Annotated in this window: 2 protein-coding genes; one reads left to right on the top strand and one right to left on the bottom strand. The window is 51.2% G+C overall.

Annotation, left to right across the window (positions count from 1 at the left end; genetic code table 11):
• The coding region (locus tag ACOJTG_RS18585) for an NAD(P)H-binding protein (RefSeq protein ID WP_420155192.1) at positions 1-879 on the top strand (879 nt) is incomplete at its 5' end.
• Positions 880-1,031: 152 nt separating this feature from the next.
• Here ACOJTG_RS18585 and ACOJTG_RS18580 read toward each other — a convergent pair.
• Positions 1,032-2,438, bottom strand: a 1,407-nt coding sequence (locus tag ACOJTG_RS18580) for a RagB/SusD family nutrient uptake outer membrane protein (RefSeq protein ID WP_420155191.1), incomplete at its 5' end; no start/stop codon positions are given.

Here is a 2,438-nt window from a genome sequence, read left to right as displayed (position 1 = left end):
ACGGGTTCACTCGGCCACATCAGCCGACCCCTCACCCAGAATCTAGTCAAAGCCGGACATCACGTTACCGTTGTCAGCAGTAATCCCGACAAGAAATCCGCTATTGAAGAACTCGGAGCTACGGCGGCCATCGGTTCCGTTGCCGACGAAGCGTTTCTACAGACTACTTTTCAGGAAGCCGATGCCGTGTATTTGATGGTACCGAGTGATTTTTCGATAGCGGATTATCCCAGCTATCAGCGAACGGTAGCAGATGTGTACGTGAAAGTTCTGGCGGCGAGTTCAGTTACGCACGTGGTACTGCTGAGCAGCATTGGAGCGGATTTACGCCACGGAGCCGGTCCTATCGATGGCATCGCTTACCTGGAGGAAAAGCTGCAAACCCTTCCCCAACTGAACGTGAAAGTGCTCCGGCCTTCGTACTTTTTCTATAACCTGTTTAGCCAGATTGATTTGATTCGTAACGCGGGTATCGCGGGTAATAACTTCGGTGATACGGACGAAAAACTGGTACTCACCCACACCGACGACATTGCGGCAGTAGCCACGCAACAACTGCTGGATCTTTCCTTCACCGGTTACAGCATTCAGTACATCGCTAGTGATGAACGCTATCCGAGTGAAATTGCGGAAGTACTAGGCAAGGCCGTTGGTAAGGAGTCAACGCCCTGGGTACCGTTTAGCGACGAAGATTCCAAACAAGGTATGATTAGTGCTGGCTTACCCGAAGGTTTCGCGGATTTGTACGTGCAAATGGGCAAGGCTATCCGGGAGGGAAAATTACAGAAAGATTACTGGCAAAACCGCCCGGCTACTTTGGGAGCCGTGAAATTGGAAGACTTCGCCAAAGAGTTTGCGGGAGCTTATCAGCAGGGGTAGATTTTCACGAGTTGTGAATTGACAGCGACTGAGTTTGATAGAAATACCCCAGGTTAAAATCCAGGGAATCCGTTTGTAGAAACTCTTGATTTAGATACGCAAAACCCCCGTAAGCGTTCACTTACGGGGGTTTTACCTTAAAAAGGCTTCACTTATTGCGGATTCTGTACGACAACCCCGTTGGAGTTGTTGATCTCATCCTGCGGAATCAGAAACTGCCAGCGAATGTCTCCGGCGGGCACCTCGAATACGCCGTTATTATAAGCCGCATTGTGGTTTCCACCGTTCCGGTTCAAGGGAGCATTGGTGCGTTTCAAATCGTAAAAACGGAAGCCTTCGCCCCAAAGCTCCATCCGGCGTTGCGTCATGATTTCTTCAATCAGAGCATCACCCGTTTTCGTGGATTTCACGTATTGCGGATCGCGATTAACGGCCAGGGGGTACAATACATCCGCCGCCTCGGCATTTTTTCCCTGACGGGCCAGGGCTTCGGCTTCAATCAGATACATCTCCGCCACCCGCATGTAGGGAACATCTCCGATACTCAGGGATTGGTCTGCTACGCGGAATTTCTTGGAATGATAGGCATACCGCTGAAAGTTGGAAGCAGGCAGGGGGAATTCTGCCGTATTCTTGCCCGTGGGATCCCAGAGCTTCTTCCGAATATCCGTTGCGGAAATTTTGTCGTACAAGGCCGAAAAAATCAGTTTCGGGGCCGACCGGATGGCCGTCGAATTGTAATTGTTCGACATGTACGCGAAAAACGAATAGAAGTAATTCGTCTGATCGGCCACAATGCGGGAAGACCACATCCACTCCGGATTGCTGTAGTTGTTAAAACCCGACAGATAATCTTCATTCGTCATGAGCGTAAACCGGGCCCGGGCCTCTTTCGCAAACTGAGCAGCCGTCGCGTAATCCTGCTGGGTCAGTGCCACCCGAGCCTTGATGCCTTTCGCTACGTTAATGTCAAAGTGCGATTTGTTGGTGCGGGTATAGCCATCGAACAGTCCAATGGCTTCCGTAAGATCCTTGTGAATCTGGGTGTATACTTCCGCTACCGTGTTCCGCGGCGTCGGCGTCGTTTTGGGTTCGAGTACCAGCGGAATGCCCAGACCACTGTTCGGCTGTCCGGCTACGTAACGTTCCCCGTACAACTGTACCGCCTGAAAATACGCCCAGGCCCGGTACGTCAATGCCTCCGCCTTAATGGCTTTTTTATCGGCTTCAGGACCTTCAGCGTTATCGATACCAGCCAGTAGCATGTTTACGTTGCCAATAATGACGTAGTAAAATGTGTAGTTGTAGAAGGAACTACTACTCGACGGATTCCGGTGGTTGATCCAGCGGTACTCATTCAGCAAGCCGTTGTTGGACGCATTGGGAAACACAACGTCCTCCCCCATGATGTCCATATACATCATATTTCCTGACTGTCCCCCCTGTACCTGCGTACCAAAGATTTGGGAGTACAGAATCCGGTGAATCCCGTTGAGAGCCGCCCAGGCATTCTTCGTCGAGGTAAACGCGTCGTCCGTCAGTACCTGATCGGTGGCTGG

It is taken from the genome of Siphonobacter sp. (genome assembly GCF_048595215.1).
Taxonomy (GTDB): domain Bacteria; phylum Bacteroidota; class Bacteroidia; order Cytophagales; family Spirosomataceae; genus Siphonobacter.
The sequence above is the reverse complement of the archived record's forward strand: the minus strand, read 5'-3'. Positions and strand labels throughout refer to the sequence as shown.